We start from the raw sequence: 20,202 nt of genomic DNA, 5'->3' as shown, positions 1-20,202 counted from the left end.
TGGCGTGCGCTGGATGTGTGCGGCACTTCCACGATCTTCAACGTGCCCTATGACGGCTCCGCCAGCAACGCCGGAATTCGAGCAGCGCCGGCAACACGGTCAACAGCAGGGCAGGGATCAACGCGAACATCCACGTGCCGGTGGTGGCCGAATCCGGGCCGAGGCTGACCCCCTCGTCGGATGGCGCAGGGGTCGCTGACAGCAACGGCCAGCCGATTGCCCCCAATGCGACCCACGGTGCGATGTCCAGGATGCTGTGCACGTGTTGTTCGAGCGGAACGATGGTACGCACCAGGAAGGCCGCGCGTGTGTCCCAATATCCGGCCAAGGCATGCAGGCACACGATGGCCAGCAGCACCAACCACAGCGCGGGGGTGGCCGCAAACAGCAGCCACAACAGGGTGCCCGTGCCCAGCAGCCCGATCTGCACCAGATGCAGCGATGACTCGCGCAGGCCTGACGTGACATCGATGGCGCTGCGCCGATGCAGGATGAAGTCGCCGGTCCCGGCGAGCAGCCAGAGCAGATACAGCCCATGCCAGAGGGTCATGTGCCGCGTCTCAATGACGGGTGCAGATCGCGCTCACCATTTCCCACAGCGCCGACGGAACGAAGGGCTTGCAGCAGACCGGATGGTCGCGGAAGCGCGCATCGATGGAGGCGGCGTCGTAGCCGGTGGTGAACAGGAACGGGATGTTCGATGCGACCAGCTGGTCGGCCAACGGATACGAGGTCTCGCTGCGCAGGTTCACGTCGAGCACCACGGCGTCGATGTCACCGTCGTGCTCGCTCACGTAGCGCTGCGCCTCGGCGAGCTTGCCGGTGATGCCCAGTACCTGCGCCCCCGCAGACTCGAGGAAATCGGACACGCTCATCGCCAGCAGGTAATTGTCCTCGACGACATACACCCTGCACCCGGCCAGAATGCTGTTGTTCATTTCATCCTCCCGCCTGGCGGCCCCCCGGTCCGCCGATAGCTGTCAATGTGTGTGGTCGTAAGGCACTTCGATGCTGCAGAAGACCCCATCGCTGGCATATTCCAGCCGTGTCTCGGCGTTGAGTGTGTGGGACATGGCGTGAACGATAAGTTGCGTGCCAAAGCCGATGCGTGAAGGCGCATCGTGAATAGGTACGCCGATTTCCTTCCACGTCAGCGCAAGCCATTGTTGGCCCTCGTTCTCCTTCAGTTCCCACTGCACCAACAGCTGTCCGCCGTCCACTTTGAAGGCGCCGTACTTGGTGGCATTGGTGGACAGCTCGTGAAGCGCCAGGCTGAAGGTCTGCGCCATGTCGAAGCTCAGTGCAACGCTGCGCCCCCTCATGGTGACCCGCTCCATCGGCACACCCAGCGAGCCAAGCTCTGTGCGGACCATCTCACCCAGATCGACCTCGCCTGCCAGGGTGCCGCCCAGAAGGCTCTGCGCGCGCCCGAGCGCAGCAAGGCGCAGGCCGAAGTCGGCCACTCCCTCGCCCTTGCCCAGCGTACGCAGTGCGATGGCCTGCACGATACCCAGCAGGTTGCGGGTGCGGTGCTGCAGTTCCGCAATGAGGACCTGCTGGCGCTCTTCCGAGCGCATCAGGGTGGTTACGTCCAGGAAGGTCACCACCACACCGTTCGAGCGCTCGGCGGCATCCACGTAAGGGCCCACCCGCACCAGATAACTGCAGCCACGATCCGGGCAGGAGGCGCGGCGTTCGATCATCACCTCTTCCTTCAGCACCCGCTTCAGGTCGGCGTCGAAGCCAGGCAATGCCACGCGCACCGACAGGTCGGTGATGGGACGGCCAAGGTCGCTGTTGCGGATGTTGAATATGGATTCCACCGCAGGCGTAAACGAGCGGATCGCCAACCGTTCGTCCAGGAACACCGTGGCCACTTCGGTGGCGCGGAACAAGTTGACCAGATCGCTGTTGGCACGGTCCAGGGCCTCCAGCTTGCCGTGCAGTTCCGCGTTGACGGTATGCAGTTCCTCGTTGACCGACTGCAGCTCCTCCTTGGAGGCCTCCAGTTCCTCGTTGGTGGACTGCATCTCTTCGTTGACCGACACCAGTTCCTCGTTGGAGGACTTCAATTCCTCCAACGCGGTCTCGTATTCCTCGATCAGCGACTGGAGGCGGTCGCGCGTTTCATGCAGCTCGCGCTCGGTCTGCGAGTGATGGTCGGCCCGGCCGCCAGACTGTCCCACCATGCGGTCGGAGGCCTCTTCCCTGGACAGCGCTGGCCCTTGGTCCACGAACAGCACCAAGAACAACGCTTCGCTGCCGATGCGCTCGTTGAGCGGCTCGATGATCATGTTGACCAGCTGGACACGGCCGTCCTCGACTTCCACCGGGAGCCCGCTGCGGTGGGCGCTGCGCCCACTCTCCACAGCCTCGCGGAAGATCGTACGCAGATCCAGCCGAAGTTCACGCCGCGCCAGGGTCAGCAGCTGTCGCGTGGGTGCGCCGGCGGGCACTTCCAGGTACTTGCCGGTCCGCCCGGAGAAATACACCACGTCACCGTCGCTGCTGACCACTACGTGCGGCGGCGCATAGCGATCCAACACCTGGGTTTCTGCGCTGTGCCGCATCGAGCCCGCTGGCGGCAGCCTGCGAGTGCTGCCTTCAACGGCCGCCTGCTGGCGGGGCAGCACCAACGACATGGGCAACCTCACCGTTGGCGTGGACCCGTTGCGACGCCGGAAGATCCGGTTGCGCTTGTCCACTGCCACGAACAGTTCGTCGAACTGGCTGAGGTTCTCGGCCGTGCCCAGGAACAGAAAGCCCTCCGGACGCAGCGCGTAGTGGAAGGTGGGAATGACCTGCGCCTGCACGTCCGGACCGAAATAGATCAGCAGGTTGCGGCAGGAAACCATGTCGATGCGCGAGAAGGGCGGGTCGCGGATGACGCTGTGGGGGGAAAAGATGCACAGCTCGCGGACCTGCTTGGAGACCACCATGCTCTCGCCGTCGGCGATGAAAAAGCGGTCCTGACGTTCCTGGCTGACCGAACTGAGCAGTGGCCGCGGGTAGCGGGCCGTCCGCGCGACCGCCAAGGCGCGGTCGTCGATGTCGGTCGCAAACAACTGTACGCGCGGCGGCGACTGCAGCGTATCGATGTGCTCAAGCATCAGAATGGCCAACGAATAGACCTCCTCGCCGGTGGCACATCCGGGTACCCAGACCCGAACGGTGTCCTCGGGACCACGCGCGGCCAGCAACTGCGGGATCACTTGCTCTTCAAGACTCTTGAATGCGTCCTTGTCGCGGAAGAAGTTGGTCACGTTGATCAACAGATCCCGGAACAGCAGGCCGGCTTCCTGCGGGTCTTTGCGCAGCACCTCGACGTAGGCGCCCAAGTCGCGCAGCCCCAGCACCTGCATCCGCCGGTGTACGCGGCGCAGGAAGGTGCGGGTTTTGTATCCACTGAAATCGTGGCCCACCTGGCTGCGCAGCAGCATGTAGATCTCGGCGACCGAGTCGGCGTCCTGTGCCGAGGAGCGCTGCGTCTGGGCGCTCTCGATGGCCTGGTCGAGCATGCTGATGTTCGCCGCGAACTCGGCGATCTTCGGCCCCATCGCCTCGGCCGGCAACGCGAAATCCACAAAGCCGAGCTGGATGGCCGAATCGGGCATGTCCGGGTATTGCGGGCCGAAGCCATCGGCCACCTGCGCCAGGGTCATGCCGCCCTTTTCCTGGATGGCCTTCAGGCCCAGCGTGCCATCCGCATCGCCCCCGGACAGGATCACGCCCACCGCCAGCGCCTGCGCGTCATCGGCAAGTTCGCTCATGAAGATGTCCACCGGCTTCGGCTCGCGGTGCCCCTCCAGGTCACGCAGCGTCAGCGTGCCGTGTTCGATGCCAAGCACGCTGTCCTCTGGCATCACGTACACATTGCGGGGTTCGACCACCATGCCGGCCGCGGCCTGCACTACCGGCAGCGGCGTGAACCGGGCCAGGATTTCCGGCAGCAGGGTCGTGCGTGAAGGATTCAGGTGGGTCACCACCACGAACGCCATATCGGTATCGGTGGGTACGCCGCGGAAGAACCCCTCCAGCGCCTCGACGCCGCCGGCGGATGCGCCGATGCCGACGATGTGGAATTTCACTGCTGCCGCCATGTGGCGATGCGCCCGGAATAGGAGAGGATTGCTCATGCTCGCCGCCGCTTTCGGGTGTGTCAACCAATTCGACAGCCCTGAACACGTGGGTACGATGGTTGCGATAAACGGTTTACGTGACAGGTGGGAACGCGGGCCATGAATGACGTAGAGGGCGCGTGACGATATGTGAGCGTCGCCTTGATGAAATCGTGACGCGGCCACGACCCGGTGTACGACCACAGCGGCCGATAGTGGGGTCAATCCAAGGCTGAAGGACGCGCCCCATGAACTGCACTCCCCAATTCCGCACGGCTACCCCCCGTGTTACCCGCTTGGAACTGACCGAGCTCTACGTAGGCGGCGATACCGTCGCCGTTCAGCTGGATGGCTTTCCCTGTGACGCCTGGGCCCAGGCGCTCACGGACGTCCTTTCGCAGGATCCGGCACTTGCCGCGGTAACCGCCACCATCGACGGTTGCTGGGTGCATTTCACCGGCGTGTGCACCTGCACCGGACCGCTTGCGCCACAGCTGCTTGGTGTGGTGCGGGCCGCCGGTGAGCGGGCCTACACGCCGCGCATTCTCCGGCCGGCGCACGGCGCGGTGCAACGCGCAGGCCACGCGCTCGCCCCCTGCTGAATCGCGCCGTCCCTGCCCATGCAACATGACGCGAGGAAGGATTCGATGCACGCCGCTGCGCCTGGTCCGTTGAACGGCGAAGTGCATCACGGGGCGAGCGACGCGCTTGCAAGGAAGCCACGATGCGCGCCCGCCGATTGGTTTCTGCAGTCACTGATCAGCCTGATCAACCACCGCCCCCACCTGCGGCTTGATGTCGTACTGCACGTGGGCGGAATGGCGGTGAGTGGAACCATGGTCGCCGGCACCGCTTACTTCGAACGCTTTGCGCGTGCCTTTCCGGACGCACTGGACCTGGTCGACCAGGCGCAGCGGAAGACAGCGCACGACAGTATTGCCATGCACGCAGCAAGGTATGGAATGCGCAACGCGGATGACAGTGTGGATCCACCTGATTACGTTCATCTGATCGATGCGCAGGTGATCCCGCGTGTATCGGAAGGCACGGTCGATGCGCCGGTCGGCGTGCCATTGTGGAGGGGCAGGGTGCACGCGGTGGATGGCTTCCAGCTACGTTGCCGTAGCGCAGTCCCGGATTCCGGCAGGGGGAACGATCCCTGAGCCAGGGCGCTTGCTGCGGCGCGTGACTGGCATGCAAAGAACGCGAGCGCACGAGTCACATGTTTGTCGCGTTTGTTTCACGGGCCTTCCATCAGGTCCAGCAGTAAATTCCACGCCAAGGGCACACGTCCGGATGCAACAGGACGGGCGCAGTGTCCACAACGATTTTCGGCACCACGCCGTGGCGTTCGTTTCCGGTCCCGTTTGCTCCCCCTACCCGAGAGTGCTCCCATGTCGCGCCTGCGTCAGCCGTGCCTGCCTGTTTCTCCGTCCGTGCCGCCGCCTGCCTTTGCCGAGGCCTGCTCCCACGCGCAGCTGGACCACCGTCGCCCTGACTCGCCGTCAGTGGATGCGCAACTTCAGGCGGCGCGCCGCGCGCTGTTTGTCACCTCGGAGATGGCCGACTTCATCAAGGCCGGCGGGTTGGGTGATGTGGCCGCCTCGCTGCCACGCGCGCTGCGTGGCCGCTCCGATGTGCGCGTACTGATTCCCGGTTACGCGGCGGTGCTTGCAGGTGTCCCGGTGCTGCGCAGGGTGGGGCACGTACCCGGGATCGCCGGTATTCCCGCCTGCGACATCGGGGAAGCGATGACCGGCGACGGCCTACCCGTGTACGTGCTGCTCTGCCCGACGCTGTACCAGCGCGACGGCAGCCCGTATGTGGATGGCAGCGGCCACGACTGGGCCGATAATGCGATCCGGTTTGCCGCGCTGTCACGGGCGGCGGCGATGATGGCCTGCGGCGCTGTCGGCCTGGACTGGGTGCCGCAGCTGTTGCACCTCAATGACTGGCCCTGTGCCTTGGCGGCTGCCTACCTGCGCTGGCAGCACTCGCCCGTCCCGGCGCTGTTGACCATCCACAACCTCGCGTACCAAGGGTTGTTTCCGCTAGCGGCGGCATCGCTGCTGGGGATCACGGCTGAACAGCGCGACAGCATCGTCTTCCATGGGCAGTTGTCATTCCTGCAGGCCGGCATCGTTCATGCCGACCAGGTCAATACGGTGAGCATCAGCTACGCGCGCCAGATCACCGGGCCCGAGCAGGGCTGCGGACTGGACGCGTTGCTGGCCCGGCATGCGGACGGCGGGCGGTTGAGCGGCATCGTCAACGGGATTGACAGCAGCTGGGACCCGCGCCACGACCAGCACCTGTGCGAACACTTCGACCTGCACCGATGGGCTGGGCGCGCGGCCAACAAACGCCGGGTGCAACAGCGGTTCGGTCTACCACATCGCGAGGGGCCCCTTTTTGCCGTTGTGTCGCGACTGGTGCATCAGAAGGGCGTGGATCTCAGCTGCGCGGTAGCGCCGCAGATCGCTGCAGCCGGTGGCCAGCTGGTGATCATCGGCGGAGGTGAGCCGATGATTGAGGCACAGGTGGCCGCCCTGTCGCGTCGGTACCCGACCTGTGTCGGCGTACAGCCGGGCTTCGACGAAGCGCTGGCGCGGCAGATGTTCGCCGGCGCGGACTTCCTGCTGATGCCCTCGCGTTTCGAACCCTGCGGTCTGAGCCAGATGTACGCGCAGCGCTTTGGCTGCCTGCCCATTGCGCACGCCACCGGCGGGCTCATCGATACCATCGAGGATGGCGTCACTGGCCTGTTGTTCGACCAGGCCGAGGCCGATGCCTTGCGTCGCTGCGTGCAGCGCGCTTTCCGCATCCATCGCATCCCCGAGCTATTGGCGGCCATGCGTCGGGCGGCGATGCTCCGGCCCAGCAGCTGGGAGACGGCCGGTACGCATTATCTGCACCTGTATGACCGGGTGATGGAGCGCTGCGCATGAGCGAGGGCGCACCAGGCGTCTACGACGGCGGCCCGGCCCATCCACCGCTGGGTGCGGGCGCGGCCCTGGCCGGCAACGACGAGGCCTTGAACGCGGTGGCCCAAGGCGCACCCTGCGATGCGTTCGCCGTACTGGGGCCGCACCGCGTGGGTCCCGGCTGGCGGTTGCGGGTCCTCATGCCCGGGGCGGCCAGGGTGCAGGTCCGGCATCCCGGTGGCGGCTGGATGGCGTTGGCGCCCGGCCCGTTACCCGGTCTGTTCGAGATGGACGCGCCCTGTGCACCTGGCAGCTTGCTGCGGGTGCACTGGTCGGACGGCCGATGCCAGCAGTTCGAGGACGCCTATGCGTTCGGGCCGCAATTGGACGACGCTGCAACGCAGCGTTTGCGGGCCGGCGATCCGGACGTGGTACGGCAGTGGCTGGGCGCTCACGCGACCTGCTGCAACGGTGTATCAGGCATCCGTTTCGCGGTCTGGGCGCCCAATGCGCAGCGGGTGGCACTGGTCGGGGATTTCAATGGCTGGGATGCGCGCCGCCTGCCCATGCGGCTGCACCCTCACGCTGGCGTGTGGGAGCTTTTCGTGCCCGGCCTGACGGTTGGACAGCACTACAAGTACGTCCTCACAGCCGGCGACGGCAGCATGGCGCTCAAGGCCGACCCGGCGGGGCGTGCGTACGAACTGCCGCCAGCGACGGCCTCGGTGATCACGGGCGCGCAGCCTTACGCGTGGCATGACGCGGACTGGTTGGCGCAGCGGAAGCCGGCCGTGGGCCAGGCCATTGCGATCTATGAGGTCCACGCAGGTTCCTGGCGCCGCGACGCGCAAGGACAGCCGCTGGACTGGTGCGCACTGGGTGACCAGCTCATCCCCTACGTTAAGGCGCTGGGCTTTACCCACATCGAATTGCTGCCCATCAGTGAGCATCCTTTCGGAGGCTCCTGGGGCTACCAGCCGCTGGGGTTGTTCGCCCCGACTGCGCGGCACGGTCAGGCGCATGACTTCGCGCGGTTCGTCGACCGCTGCCATCAGGCAGGGCTTGGCGTGATCATCGACTGGGTCGGCGCGCATTTCCCTGCCGATGCCCATGGCATGCAACGCTTCGATGGCACCGCGCTGTATGAGCATGACGATCCCCGGCTGGGCGTCCACCCGGACTGGAACACGCTGATCTACAACTATGGGCGCGCGGAAGTAGGTGCATTCCTGATCGCCAGTGCGCTGGAATGGATCGAGCGCTTCCATGTCGACGGGCTGCGCGTGGATGCCGTGGCATCGATGCTCTACCGTGACTACAGTCGCCCGGAGGGCCAGTGGTTGCCCAACGCCCTGGGCGGCCGTGAGAACCTGGAAGCGGTGGCATTCCTGCGCCGCTTCAACGACGCCATCGCCGCACGCTTTCCCGACGTACTGGTGATGGCCGAGGAATCCACGGCATGGCCGGGTGTGACCGCGCCGACAGCCGACGGTGGCCTGGGCTTTACCCACAAATGGAACATGGGCTGGATGCACGACATGCTCTGCTACCTGGAGCGCGACCCGATCCATCGCAGCCACCACCATGGCAAGATCACCTTCAGTGCGCTGTATGCCTTCTCTGAACGCTTCGTCCTTCCGCTATCGCACGACGAAGTGGTACACGGCAAGGGTTCATTAGTGGGAAGGATGCCCGGTGACCGCGCTCAGCAGCTGGCCAACCTGCGTGCCTGTTACGGGTTCATGTGGGCTCACCCGGGCAGCAAACTGCTTTTCATGGGCGGTGAATTTGCCCAGCCGACCGAATGGAACCATGACGGGCAGCTGGACTGGGCCGTAGCCGCCGAACCCGGGCATGCAGGCGTGGCGCGACTGGTGGCCGACCTGAACCGGTTGTTGGCGACTGAGCCGGCCTTGGCACAAGGCAATGACGATGAAGCCAGCTTTGAATGGAGCGTCGGCGATGATCGCTGCAACAGTGTGCTGGCGTTCCTCCGCCGGCCGTCGTGTTCAGGCGCCACGCCGCTGCTGGTGGTCTGCAACTTCACCCCGGTCGTGCGCCACGGCTACCTGGTGGGCGTGCCTGCCGCAGGCGGGTGGGACGAGGTGCTCAACACCGACAGTGCGTTCTACGGCGGCAGCAACATCGGGAACGGAGGCCGCCTGCATGCGGTCGAGCAGCCGATGCATGGCCAGCCCCAGGCGCTGTCGCTGACGTTGCCACCGCTGGCGACGGTGTACCTGAGGCCACGCCCATGAGCACCGCACAGCGATGGGGGGCCTGGCCACTGGGCGACGGCCAGTGGTCATTCGCCCTGTGGGCACCGGCAGCCCAGCGCGTCGAGCTGATCCTGGAAGGCGAAGCGCTGCCGATGCCGGCCATCGGCGACGGCTGGTTCGCCACGCAGCTTGCGGCCCACGCGGGCGCCCACTATCGCTTCCGCATTGACGGCAGTATCAGCATTGCCGACCCGGCTTCGCGCTGGCAACCGGAGGGGGTGTGCGGCCCAAGTGCCCTGCTGGCAACCGACTACGCTTGGCAGCACCCGTGGCGCGGCCGTCCTTGGCGCGAGGCGGTTATCTACGAGCTGCATGTCGGTGCGGCCGCGGGCACCTACGCGTCGGTTGGTGAGCAGTTGCCCGCGTTGGCGGCGTTGGGCATCACGGCGTTGGAGTTGATGCCCGTGGCCAGCTTTCCGGGCAACCGCAACTGGGGCTACGACGGCGTGCTGCACTACGCACCTGCGGCCGCTTACGGTGACCCGGCCGACCTGAAGGCACTGGTGGACCGCGCGCATGGTCTGGGCATGATGGTGCTGCTGGATGTGGTCTACAACCACTTTGGCCCGGAGGGCAATCCGCTTTCGGCAGTGGCGCCGGCGTTCTACCGCACCGATGTGACAACCCCCTGGGGGGATGCGATCGACTTCCGGCAGCCGGCGGTGCAGCGCTATTTCATCGATAACGCGTTGATGTGGCTGGACGAATACCAGTTTGACGGCCTGCGGCTGGACGCGGTGCATGCGATACAGCCGCGCAGCTTCCTGCATGCGCTGCAGGCGCAGGTGCGTGCCGCTCTGCCGGGGCGCCACGTGCATCTGGTGCTGGAAAACGAAGACAACCAAGCCTCACTGCTGGCCAATGGCTTTACCGCCCAGTGGAACGACGATTTCCACAATGCCCTGCATGTCCTGCTCACCGGCGAGGACGAAGGCTACTACCGTGATTACGCCGATGGCCCCGCCGAACACCTCCGGCGTGTGTTGGCCGAAGGCTTCGCCTGGCAGGGCGAGGTCAACCATGCCGGACGCCGCCGCGGTGAGTCGAGCGCCGGCCTGCCGCCGGAGCGGTTCGTGGTGTTCAGCCAGAACCACGATCAGGTAGGTAACCGGGCGCATGGCGAGCGGCTGGTAACGCTGGTGGGACAACGCCGTGCATCGCTTGCGGTCGCATTGACCGCGCTGACGCCCATGGTGCCGTTGTTCTTCATGGGCGAGCCCTGGGGGGCGTCGACGCCCTTCCTGTTCTTCACCGACTACCGTCCTCCGCTTGACGCGGTGGTCCGCGAAGGCCGCCGGGCCGAGTTCGCCCCGTTCAGCGCTTACCAGGACAGCGCCGAGCGTGCGGCAATTGCGGACCCCAACGCGGTTGCCACATTCGAGCATTCGCGCTGCGCCTGGCCCGCGGCCGATGACGCAGATGCGGCGGTGTGGCTGGACTGGTTCCGCGCCCTGTTGGCCATCCGCGCGCGGTGGCTTTCGACCGCCAGCCACGTTGCATCGCTTGATGCCCACCTGGTGGCGCCGCGCGCGCTATGCGCCGGCTGGCAGGTGGATGAGCAGCAGTGGTGGTTGGCGATCAACGTGGGCAGCGACGAGGTGCAACTGACGCCTACGCCGGGCGACGTGGTATTCCGCATTGGCGCGCCGCTGCCGGATGGACGACTGGCCCCTGACTCGCTCGTCGCATGGGTGGGCCCCCTGCCATGATCAATGTGCCTTCGCTCTCCGAACTGGCCGGCGCCGCTGGCCTCTGTTGCACCTGGACCGACGTGAATGGCCAGAGCCGACGCGTGGCCGACGCCACCTTGGCCGAGGTACTGCGGGCGCTTGGGCTCCCGGCCACAACCGCGGCTCAGCGTCGTGAGGCAATGCACCAGGCCGTCGGGAGCGTAGCGCCGCCGCTGCGGACGTGCCAGGTACAGGAATGGCTGGAGATCGGGGCGGCCGAGGCGGCCTGCGAATGGCAGCACGAGGACGGCAGCTTGGTGGCCGGGCGGACGGACGCAGCAGGCAGCGTGCAGGCACCTGGCCGCCCCGGCTACTGGCTGTTGCGGCAGGGCACTGCCGAACTGCGTGTAGCGGTGGCACCGCCGCGCTGTTTCGGCATGTGCGATGCGCTGGGACCGCAAGTACGGGGCTGGGGCCTTGTACTGCAGGCCTACGCTGCGCGTGGCGAGCATGACGCCGGGATGGGCGATACGGCTGCCTGCGGCGAATGGGCGTGGCGCGCCGCGGGCGCCGGGGCCGACGCACTGGCGCTGGGGCCGGTGCACGCCGCCGGTGGGATTGATGCCGGGTTCAGCCCCTATTCCCCGAGTGACCGGCGCTTTCTGGAACCGTTGTATGCCGCGCCGGTCGAGCTGCTGGGGGATGGCGCGCGCGCGGTGCTGATGGGCGACCCGGATCTGCGCGGCGAACTGGAGCGCCTTGAGCAGAGCGACTATATCGACTGGCCCGCAGCCGCGGCGGCCAAGTGGCGCTGGCTGGCCCGGGTCCACCGCGCCTGCGGGCAGGCTGCGCCCGACGTAATGACGGACCTGCAGCGCTATGAGCGCGACGGCGGACCGGCACTGGCCGCACACGTCGCCTTCATGCATACCCGGCATGGCCACAACCCGGCCGTGTACCTGTTCGCACAATGGCTTGCCACGCGGGGCTGGCAGCGCGTGCACGATGGCGCACGGCGTGCCGGCATGAAGATCGGGCTGATCGCCGACCTCGCCATTGGCTTCGATCCGCACGGTGCCGAGGCCCATGCCGCGGGCGACACGGCACTGCACGGGCTGTTGCTGGGCGCACCGCCAGACCCGTTCTGTGCGGCGGGCCAGGTATGGGGCATTACCAGCTATTCCCCGACAGGGTTGGCCAGCCGTGGCTTCCTGCCCTTCATCCAGTTGCTGCGTGCGGTCATGCATGATCGCGGCGGGGTCCGTATCGATCACATCCTCGGGTTGCAGCGGTTGTGGGTAGTGCCCGGCGGCGCGGACGCGGGGGAGGGCGCCTACCTGCGCTATCCGGTACGCGATCTGCTCAACCTGGTTGCGATCGAGTCCTGGCGGCAGCGCTGCATCGTCATCGGGGAGGACCTTGGCCTGGTGTCGCCGGACATCCGCACGCTGTTAGCCAAGCGCGGCGTGCTGGGAACCGACGTGCTTGCCTTCTGTCGTGACGCCGCCGGCGCGTTCCTGCCCCCGCAGGCGTGGCGCCGCGATGCGGTGGCCATGACAGGCACTCACGATCTGCCCACCCTGGTGGGTTGGCGGCGGGGCTGCGACCTGCGCTGGCGTGAGCGGCTCGGGCAGCTGGACGCGTCCACGCTGCGCCACGAACAAATGCAGCGACGGCATGACGTGGCACAGCTTGATCGTGTGCTGCCGATTGGATCCCACAAGGATGCCGCTGCCGTCCGGCTGGCTGCTCTGCGCCATGTGGCGTCCAGCGCGGCGCCGCTTGCGTTGGTGCCGGTGGAGGACGCGCTGGGCCTGGATGGGCAGGTGAACCTGCCAGGCACCGTCGACCAACATCCCAATTGGCGCAGACGCCTGCCACGGCGTCTGGGGGCAGCCCTGCAGGAGGCGATGGCGTGCATGGCCGAGGTGCGCGGGAGGAACAGTCCATGACGCCGGTACGTGCGACCGCGCGGCTGCAGTTGCATGCCGGGTTTACATTGGCCGACGCTGCTCACCAGGTGGACTATTACGCGCGCCTTGGCATCAGCCATCTGTACCTGTCGCCGGTGACGCGCGCCGTTCCCGGGTCCACCCACGGTTACGATGGCGTGGACCCGACCACGGTGAGCGATGCGCTGGGCGGGGAGCCGGCGTTGCGCGCGCTGTCCCGCCAGGCTCGTGCGCACGGCATGGGGCTGGTGCTGGATATCGTGCCGAATCATCTGGCCGCCCATCCGGACAACCGCTGGTGGTGGGATGTACTGGCGCACGGGCGCGGCAGCCGCTACGCCAGCTGGTTCGACATCGACTGGCGGGCGCCCGGTGCCAACGGCCGCGTCATCCTGCCCGTGCTGGACCGCCCGCTGGCGGCCGCCCTGGATGACGCCGTGCTGCGGCTGGCCACGCGCGATGGCGGGGTGGTGCTCATGCATCACGACGTCATGCTGCCGCTGACCCTGCCCATGTCGGCGGAGGGTGCCGGCGGCGACGCTATCGCGGCGCGTTGCGCGGCCCTCAATGCGCGGGTATCGAGCGCAGACCCGGACTGGCGCGCATTGCTTGAGGCGCAGGCTTACCTGCTTACTTGGTGGCGCCAGGGCGACGACCGGCTGAACTATCGGCGTTTCTTCACCATCGCCAGCCTGGTGGCACTGCAGGTGCAACACGAGGATGTGTACCAGGCGGTGCACCGTCTGCCGTTGTCGCTGCTGGAAGCCGGGATCATCGACGGTCTGCGTGTGGACCATGTCGACGGATTGGTGGACCCGCGTGGTTACCTGGCGCGGCTTCGCCGGGACATGGCGCAGGCCTGTGCGGGGCGGGGGACTTCGCCACTGTTGTGGGTGGAGAAGATCCTGGCGCCGGACGAATCGCTGCCTGACGACTGGTCCTGCGACGGCACCACCGGCTACGACTTCATGGACCAGGTATCTGCGTGGCTGCACGACGCACGCGGGCAGACACCGCTGGCCCGGCATTGGCACCGCGCTTCCGGACGACCGTCGTGCTTTGCCACGGTTGAACAGGCGTGCAGGCGCGAGGTGTTGCAGACCGGCCTGCGCAGCGAGCGGGATGCCACGCTGGCCGTGGTGCGTCGCCTCGGCCGCGCTGGCCACCTGGACACTGCAGCGCCGGGCGCGCCGGTGGTGGAGCGCGCCATGACCGAGCTGCTGGTGCATTTCCCGGTGTATCGCAGCTATGTGCATGGTCGGCGGCACGGCCCAGGTGATCGCGCGAGTTGGGCGCAGGCATTGGAGGCGGTCGAACGAAGCACGCCCGAAGACACGGCGCTGGTGGCCCGGCAGCTGACAGACTGGTTCTGGGGTGGCGCGGAGGCGCCCGCACAGAAGCGCGCGCGCGACCGGTTGCGTCGGCGCATCCAGGCATTGAGCGCTCCGCTGAACGCCAAGGCGGTGGAGGACCGCGCGTTCTACCGCCATGGCGTACTACTGTCACGCAACGAAGTGGGCAGCGACCCGGACCGGTTCGCCCTCGACACGGCGCAGATGCACGCCTGCGCCCTCGCCAGGCGCGAACGCCACCCCTACGCACTGCTGGCCACCGCCACCCACGACCACAAGCGTGGCGAGGACGCGCGGGCCCGGTTGGCCGTGCTGTCGGAGCGACCGCCGTGGTGGGTGCGGCAGACCGGCGTGCTGCGGCGTCTGGCTACGCGCAGCGGCATGCCGTTGCCCCCGCCGGACGTAGAGCAGATGCTCTGGCAAACGCTCGTGGGCGCATGGCCGGTAACGCCGGTCGACATGTCGTGGTTCACCGCGCGCATCGTGCAATGGCAGGCCAAGGCACTGCGTGAGGCCGCGCTGCACTCCAGTTGGGCCGATCCTGTGGAAGCGGTGGAGCGGGATGTGAAAGCGTTCGTGGAGGGCGTGCTGCTTTCGCCGCGCGGCGAACCGATACGGCGGCGTCTGCACCTCTGCGTCAGCGCGGTGGCGGCGGCCGGCGCGCGCAATGCCCTGGCCCAGACCGCGCTGCGGCTGACCTTGCCGGGAGTGCCGGACCTGTACCAGGGCACCGAAGGCTGGGACCTGTCGCTGGTGGATCCGGACAACCGCCAGGACGTGGACTACCCGCTGCGCCGCGGCTGGCTGGACGACACACGCACGTGGTCGCACCTGCTCCAGCACTGGCAGGACGGCGCGGTGAAGGCGCGCCTGGTGCAACGGTTGTTGGATTGCCGGGCACAGCAGCCCGCGCTGTTCGCCCAGGGCGACTACCAGCCCCTTCAGATCCCCGCGCACGTGCCGCTGCTGGCATTTTCCCGCCAGCACGGCCAGGTGCGGCTTCTCGTGTTGGTGGCCAGGCACACTCATCGCAGCCCCGCAGTACTCGGTGCCGGGCTCGCCGACTCGCACTGCCGCGGGGCGGCGCTGCAGGTTCCACCGGGCCGGTATCGCAACGTGCTGACCGGCGCCACGATCGACGCCGGGCGACGGCCCGTGCGCCTGCGCACCTTGCTGGGCGGCAGCCCGGTGGCCATTTACCTACGTTGACAGGAGACCCATGGACGACGTGCAGAAGCAGTACCGGACCCAGGAGCTGGCCAGGCAGATCTGGGAAGCCGAAGGGCGACCAGACGGGCAGGCCGACCGGCATTGGCGCATGGCAGAGCAACTGGTCGCCGCCGAAATCGAAGCGGCCCAGCACGACCAGGCGCCGCAGGCATGACCCGCGCCGCCGTGGGAGCCCGTTCACGCGTGCGACAAGGTCAGCCGTTTCCGCTGGGTGCCACCTGGGACGGTATGGGCGTGAACTTCGCCCTGTACAGCCGGCACGCCACCAAGGTTGAGCTGTGTCTGTTCAACGCACGTGGCCGGGAGGTGGAGCGGATCGCACTGCCTGAATACACCGACGAGGTGTGGCACGGCTACCTGCCCGATGCCCGGCCCGGCATGCGCTACGGCTACCGGGTGCATGGGCCGTATGCGCCGGATGCCGGACACCGGTTCAATCCGCACAAGCTGGTGCTCGACCCTTACGCGAAACAACTCGTGGGCGACATCAAATGGGCGCCCCATCTGTTCGGTTACACGATCGGGCACAAGGACGCCGACCTGAGCATGGACCGACGCGACAGCGCGCCGTACATGCCACGATGCGTGGTGGTCGATCCGGCCTATACCTGGGGGCGTGACCGGCGACCCTGTACGCCCTGGGACCGGTCGGTTATCTACGAAGGCCACGTGCGCGGCCTGTCGATGCAGCTGCCTTCTGTGCCGGACGCCCTGCGGGGACGGTTCTCCGCCGTGCACGCCGATGAACTGGTCGACCACCTCCGGTACCTGGGCGTGACCGCGCTGGAGTTGTTGCCCGTGCACGCACACGTCGATGATCAGTATCTGGTCGAGCGTGGTCTGAGCAACTACTGGGGGTACAACACCCTGGGTTTCTTCGCCCCCCACCCGGGCTTCCTGTCCGGAACGGACATCGCCGAGTTCAAGCAGATGGTCGCCGGGCTGCACCACGCCGGGCTCGAGGTGATCCTGGACGTGGTCTACAACCACACCGCCGAAGGCAATGAACTGGGCCCGACCCTGTCGTTCAAAGGCATCGACAATGCCAGCTACTACCGGCTTGCCGACGACCGCCGTTACTACATCAATGACACCGGCACCGGGAACACCTTCGACCTGACCAACGCCGGTGCATTGCGCATGGTCATGGACTCGTTGCGATACTGGGTGCAGGACATGCACGTGGATGGCTTCCGCTTCGACCTGGCCACCATCCTGGGGCGCGAGCACGCCGGTTTCGACCCCTCCAGCAGCTTCCTCGACGCGGTACGTCAGGATCCCGTTCTGAGCCAGGTGAAGTTGATTGCCGAACCATGGGATATCGGGCCGGGCGGCTACCAGCTGGGCCGGTTCCCGCCGGGCTGGTCGGAATGGAACGACCGGTTTCGCGACACCATGCGCGCGTTCTGGCGGGGCGACGAAGGACAGTTGTCGGACTTCGCCACACGGCTGATGGGCTCGGCCGATCTGTTCTCGCACCTCGGGCGCCGCCCGTCGGCGTCGGTGAATTTCGTTACTGCACACGACGGATTTACCCTGCACGATCTGGTCAGCTACAACGACAAGCACAACAACGCCAATGGTGAAGATGGCCAGGATGGCAGCGACAACAACCTGTCGTGGAACCATGGCGCGGAGGGTCCCACCGACGACCCAGACGTGCGCGCGCTGCGCCAACGGCAAGTACGCAACCTGTTGGCCAGCCTCATATTCTCCCAAGGGACGCCGATGCTGCTGGCCGGCGATGAATTCGGACATGGACAAAACGGCAACAACAATGCCTATTGCCAGGACAACCCGTTAACATGGTTGGACTGGGAGCGCGCCCAGAACGCGGAAGGTCGCTCGCTCAGCGCGTTCGTCCGCCGACTGCTGGCGTTGCGACGCCGCTACCCCCAGTTGCGTCGCAGCCGCTTCCTGCAGGCACGCGACGCGCACTCTGAAGAAGGCGTGCACTGGTACCAAGCCGACGGGCAGCCAATGACCGTGGACGACTGGAATCATCCCCAGGCGCGCAGTCTGATGCTTGAGATGCCCGCAGCGTTGGACGCCGGGCAGACGCCCCGCCAGACAAGCCTGCTGTTGTTGATCAATGCGGGCGCCACAGATCAACGGTTCATGCTGCCAGCGCTGGATACCGGTCGTTGGAAGATCATGATCAGCAGTGCGGCTGCGGCGACGGAGATCGGCGACGACGGTTCGGTCGTGTTGGTCGACCGCGCGCTGATGCTGCTTGCACGACGTCATGCTGCGGAACGCTGAAGCGTCCGTGTCATGATGTCGTGGACTACTGCCGCGTCCGGTATCACGTTTCGTCCTCATGCGCTCGACGGGGTTTTCAAGCATCGCGCTCTACGCTGGATACGTCGGCAGTCCCGCCGACTTCTACGCTAGGAGAACGAAATGGCAAACAGCAACAACCAGTCCAATCGTGGCTTCGCTGGCATGGACGAAGACAAGCAGCGTGAGATCGCCGCGCAGGGCGGTCGCGCCGCGCACGAGTCTGGCAACGCGCATGAATTCACTTCTGAGGAAGCACGCGAAGCAGGTCGCAAGGGCGGCGAGGCCGTGAGCCAGGACCGCGAACACATGTCCGAGATCGGCCAGAAGGGCGGTCAGCAGCGCCAGGACGATGGCGGCAACCAGGGCAACAACCAGGGTAACAACCAGGGTAACAACCAGGGTGGTCGTCAGCAGGGCGGTCGCCAGCAGAAGTAACCCCTGAGCATCACCCGTTGGCCCGGCACCGGGAGCGCAATGGCTCCGGTGCCGGGCCTTTTCTTTATGGCGAACGCTAATTCAGTTGTGGAGGCCCTAACACCTTCTGCACCGGATGGAGACGGTGTATCCACCGTCTTTTGGCAGTCGGTTGACAACGCGTCCTGCAAGCTGGACGTCCTTCTAGGGAGAATAGTCACCATGACCGAGATCAAGGAAAACCTGTTGGACTGGCTGCGCGATGCTCATGCCATGGAGCAGCAGGCAGAGCAGATGCTGAAGGCACAGGCGGGTCGCATCGAGCACTATCCCAAGCTGAAGGCGCGTATCGAGGAGCACATCCAAGAAACGGTGGGCCAGCGTGAGCGCCTGGAGCAGTGCATCAACCGCCTGGGTGGCTCGCCCTCCATTCTCAAGGACACGTTGGGGAAGATGGCCGCTGTGGGGCAGGCGATTGGCGGCATGACCGCTTCGGACGAGATCGTCAAAGGCGCCATGGCCGGCTATGTGTTCGAGTGTTTCGAAATTGCCAGCTACACGTCGCTGATCGCTGCGGCGCGGACCGCCGGCGAGCATGAGGTGGCACAGGTGTGCGGTGAAATCCTGGTCCAGGAAGAGGCGATGGCTGCCTGGCTGCTTGAGAACCTGCCCGACGTCACCGAGGAGTTCCTCGTGCGCGACGGTACCCCGGGCGTCACCGCCAAAAAATAGTCCATTGCTACACCGCGTATAGGCGCGTGTATGTACGCCTATCGCACTGAAAAGTTACAGGAAGAACCCCGGCATGACGCCGGGGTTTTTCGTTTCTTATCCCTGCAGCGTTGCGTGAACGATGCATCAGCATCCGCGCGCACGGCATCATCCAACCCCCACATTGCTTCGACGGGCCTGCACGCATCGCACGCGCATTGTCATGCGACCCGGGACGCCCCGGTGACACCCGAGAAGGAGACCGAGATGTTTCTTCACCACAAGAAGTTGATGTACACCGTTCGCGTGCGCCAGAGCGACCCGGCACTGGCGACCTTGATGCTGGAACAGTTTGGCGGTCCACAAGGCGAACTTGCCGCTGCCATGCGCTACTTCACCCAGGCGCTTGGCGAGTGCGACCCCGGGCGCAAGGATATGTTGTATGACATCGCTACGGAAGAGATCAGTCACCTGGAAATCATCGGCACGATCATCGCCATGTTGAACCAAGGCCCGAAGGCGGTGCAGTCCGAGGCCATGGCCGAGGTCGAGGAAATGCGCACGCTCGGCCAGAACAGCACCAGCCATACCGAGCAGATCCTCTACGGCGGTGGACCCGCGCTGGTCAATTCCAGTGGCGTGCCGTGGACGGCGGCCTACGTGGATTCCATTGGTGAGCCCACTGCGGACCTGCGTTCGAACATTGCCGCCGAGGCACGCGCGAAGATCGTCTACGAGCGGCTGATCAACGTTACGGACGATCCCGGCATCAAGGACGCCCTCCGCTTCCTGATGACGCGGGAGGTGGCCCACCAGAAGTCGTTCGAAAAGGCGCTCTACAGCATCAACCCCAACTTCCCGCCTGGCAAGCTGCCCGGCGATCCTGCGTTCACCGACCTGTACATGGACATGTCCCAGGGCGAAGGCGATCGTGAGGGCAGCTGGAACAGCGGCGACTTGTGGGAACGCGTGAGCGACCGCGACGCCCAGGCTGCCCTGGATGGCGGCGATGGATCTTTCTCCGTGGGCCTGACAGCCGCAGAAAAGGCAGCGGTCGAGGAGATGACAACGCGCACGCTGTCCAATCCGGCCGTACAACCGCCCACTGGCGCCGAACTGGGCGCAGGCGTGGGAGCGGGGGCCGTGCTGCGCAGGCCGCGGGAGCCCTGATCAATTCCTGGCGGACGCCGGGTGCGGTCACGCACCCGGCAGGGGACAGGGCACGCTGGGATGGCCGTCCGGTGGCGGGCTCCGACGCGTATGCGGCGC

The 20,202-nt window shown here is 66.2% G+C and carries 14 protein-coding genes; 11 read left to right on the top strand and 3 right to left on the bottom strand.

All coding sequences use genetic code 11. The features are described from left to right. Positions 1–37: 37 nt before the first annotated feature. The 3 genes from ABE434_RS01915 to ABE434_RS01905 are packed head-to-tail and all read right to left on the bottom strand — an operon-like array spanning position 38 to position 4,304. Positions 38–550: a hypothetical protein gene (locus ABE434_RS01915; RefSeq protein ID WP_346477609.1), complete on the bottom strand. Its 513-nt coding sequence runs from the start codon at positions 548–550 to the stop codon at positions 38–40. 10 nt (positions 551–560) lie between these two features. After that, positions 561–938 carry a response regulator gene (locus ABE434_RS01910; RefSeq protein WP_346477608.1) on the bottom strand — a complete coding sequence of 126 codons (378 nt, stop codon included), beginning with the start codon at positions 936–938 and terminating at the stop codon, positions 561–563. Positions 939–980: 42 nt separating this feature from the next. Beyond that, entirely contained in the window at positions 981–4,304 is a 3,324-nt protein-coding gene (locus tag ABE434_RS01905) for a CheR family methyltransferase (RefSeq protein WP_346477607.1), read from the bottom strand. Between the two features lie 110 nt (positions 4,305–4,414). Here ABE434_RS01905 and ABE434_RS01900 point away from each other — a divergent pair, with 110 nt between their 5' ends. The 11 genes from ABE434_RS01900 (at position 4,415) to ABE434_RS01850 (ending at position 20,103) form a co-directional block, all read left to right on the top strand. After that, positions 4,415–4,720, top strand: coding sequence for a hypothetical protein (locus ABE434_RS01900; RefSeq protein ID WP_346477606.1), 306 nt, complete (start codon positions 4,415–4,417; stop codon positions 4,718–4,720). A gap of 45 nt (positions 4,721–4,765) precedes the next feature. Continuing rightward, the gene (locus tag ABE434_RS01895; protein WP_346477605.1) at positions 4,766–5,281 is read left to right on the top strand and encodes a hypothetical protein; all 516 of its coding nucleotides are present in this window, start codon (positions 4,766–4,768) and stop codon (positions 5,279–5,281) included. Positions 5,282–5,344: 63 nt separating this feature from the next. Continuing rightward, positions 5,345–7,066 (top strand): glycogen synthase GlgA, encoded by a 1,722-nt coding sequence (glgA, locus tag ABE434_RS01890; RefSeq protein ID WP_346477604.1) that lies wholly within the window; start codon positions 5,345–5,347, stop codon positions 7,064–7,066. Continuing rightward, a complete protein-coding gene (gene glgB, locus ABE434_RS01885) occupies positions 7,063–9,300 on the top strand; it encodes a 1,4-alpha-glucan branching protein GlgB (RefSeq protein ID WP_346477603.1) in 2,238 nt (745 codons plus the stop codon). The genes glgA and glgB overlap by 4 nt, the downstream gene beginning before the upstream one ends. Next, positions 9,297–11,030 (top strand): malto-oligosyltrehalose trehalohydrolase, encoded by a 1,734-nt coding sequence (treZ, locus tag ABE434_RS01880; protein WP_346477602.1) that lies wholly within the window; start codon positions 9,297–9,299, stop codon positions 11,028–11,030. The genes glgB and treZ overlap by 4 nt, the downstream gene beginning before the upstream one ends. Continuing rightward, positions 11,027–12,943: a 4-alpha-glucanotransferase gene (gene malQ, locus ABE434_RS01875; protein ID WP_346477601.1), complete on the top strand. Its 1,917-nt coding sequence runs from the start codon at positions 11,027–11,029 to the stop codon at positions 12,941–12,943. The genes treZ and malQ overlap by 4 nt, the downstream gene beginning before the upstream one ends. Beyond that, the gene (treY, locus tag ABE434_RS01870; protein ID WP_346477600.1) at positions 12,940–15,504 is read left to right on the top strand and encodes a malto-oligosyltrehalose synthase; all 2,565 of its coding nucleotides are present in this window, start codon (positions 12,940–12,942) and stop codon (positions 15,502–15,504) included. Before malQ ends, treY begins: the two co-directional genes overlap by 4 nt. 60 nt (positions 15,505–15,564) lie before the next feature. Next, positions 15,565–17,787 carry a glycogen debranching protein GlgX gene (gene glgX, locus ABE434_RS01865; RefSeq protein WP_346477693.1) on the top strand — a complete coding sequence of 741 codons (2,223 nt, stop codon included), beginning with the start codon at positions 15,565–15,567 and terminating at the stop codon, positions 17,785–17,787. A gap of 141 nt (positions 17,788–17,928) precedes the next feature. Next, complete coding sequence (locus tag ABE434_RS01860) at positions 17,929–18,243, top strand: KGG domain-containing protein (RefSeq protein ID WP_346477599.1); 315 nt, start codon at positions 17,929–17,931, stop codon at positions 18,241–18,243. A 201-nt stretch (positions 18,244–18,444) separates the two neighbouring features. After that, on the top strand, positions 18,445–18,954 hold the full coding sequence (locus ABE434_RS01855; RefSeq protein ID WP_346477598.1) for a ferritin-like domain-containing protein: 510 nt from the start codon (positions 18,445–18,447) through the stop codon (positions 18,952–18,954). Between the two features lie 246 nt (positions 18,955–19,200). Further along, entirely contained in the window at positions 19,201–20,103 is a 903-nt protein-coding gene (locus ABE434_RS01850; protein ID WP_346477692.1) for a manganese catalase family protein, read from the top strand. The last annotated feature ends 99 nt before the right edge of the window (positions 20,104–20,202 follow it).

The organism is Stenotrophomonas sp. TWI1183 (assembly GCF_039673115.1).
GTDB lineage: Bacteria > Pseudomonadota > Gammaproteobacteria > Xanthomonadales > Xanthomonadaceae > Stenotrophomonas > Stenotrophomonas maltophilia_AA.
The sequence above is the reverse complement of the archived record's forward strand: the minus strand, read 5'-3'. Positions and strand labels throughout refer to the sequence as shown.